The sequence below is a fragment of the Massilia phosphatilytica genome (genome assembly GCF_977014125.1).
Map to the genome: position 1 here is coordinate 1 of NZ_CDRNIL010000004.1, position 1,392 is coordinate 1,392.

Consider the following 1,392-nt stretch of genomic DNA (forward strand, 5'->3'; position numbering starts at 1 on the left):
ATGCGACGGGTCAGCGTCTGGCTTACGCGATCGAGTTCGGCTTGCAGATCAGCTGCCAGATGGGCCAGCCACTTGTCATTCACGACCAGCCGCTGGATGTCGCTGACACTGAGCTTGGCATACTGATCATGAGCCAACTGGTCCAGCTCGGCATCCAGTTCCTTGACGGTCTTCTTCAGGGCCGCTTCATCACTGCTGAGCTTGAGCCAGTCTTTCAACACCTTCAGTTCGGCGGCGCCGTCCGGGTCGGCACCAATTTCCTTGATGCGGTCCTTAACGGCAGCCGCGTTGATCTTGTCGAAGCCACTAAACGCGGCATCGTCACCGCTGTGTACTTCCTCCAGCTCGGTGATCGCGCTGCTCGCCGCATCTAGCGCCACCTGCTTGGCATCTAGAGCCGCTTGCTCCGCAGCGAAATAGCGCGCCACGATCAGCGGCTTGGACACCAGCTCGCAGGCCCAGCCTTTGTCCTTCTTCTTGCCTTTCTTGTCGGTCTCGATAATGCGCGCCGGCTTGGCCACCCAGCCGTCCAGGGCGATCGCATAGGCGTCGTCTTGCATCACCTCCGCCCAGTAGTCCATCAAGTGCTGATAAACGCTGTAGGCATCGATCAGCGGCACGGACTTGGCGGTCGCCAGCAGATCTTCTGACAGCAGCTCAATAAAGGCCTTGGGGTGGTCGCCCTGCTTGAAGCCCTTCATGCACGGCTCGTTGCGGACTTGCCAGTCGGCAAAGCGCTCGGTCACGGTCGCCTGGAAGGCGCTGAACTCGGCATGCCCCAGAATGGCGGCTTTGATCTCGGCTACGGGTTGCTGGAGCTGGCTATAGCCCTCACGCAGCGGCGCAAACAGCGCAGCGCGAAGTGCGGGCATCACCCGCCAGTAGGGGGCTAAGGCGCTGGTCGCGCCGAAAAGGTCGCGGTTCGGGATGCCTCCATTCAAGTGCGCGTCGAGGTCTTGGATGTCTTCGGCCTCCGTGCTGTCGATGTAGCGCGGCAAGTTGAGGTTGTAGTCGTTCTTCTCGCTGGCGATCTCGCTAAGCGGCACCATGCGGGCGTAGCCGGGCACGTCGTCCAGTTTCTGAAAGCTGTCGACGATGCGGTGCAGGTCTTGCTCGCGCAGGCGGTTCTTGTTGCCGTCCTTGATGAAGCCCTTGCTGGCGTCGATCATCATCACGCCCTTGCGGGCGGTGGCGTTTTCCTTGTCCAGTACCAGGATGCAGGCAGGGATGCCAGTGCCATAGAACAGGTTGACCGGCAGGCCGATGATGCCTTTGAGGACGCCGCTGCTGACAAGTTGCTTGCGGATGGCGGCTTCCGCATTACCGCGGAACAGCACGCCGTGCGGCAGGATGCAGGCCGCCTTCCCGCTGGCCTTCATGCTGCGGATGATG

General features: G+C 61.3%; 1 protein-coding gene. It reads right to left on the reverse strand.

The annotated features are described in order from the left end of the window. On the reverse strand, positions 1-1,392 hold a 1,392-nt coding region (locus ACWNCF_RS00155; protein ID WP_449405597.1), incomplete at both ends, for an N-6 DNA methylase.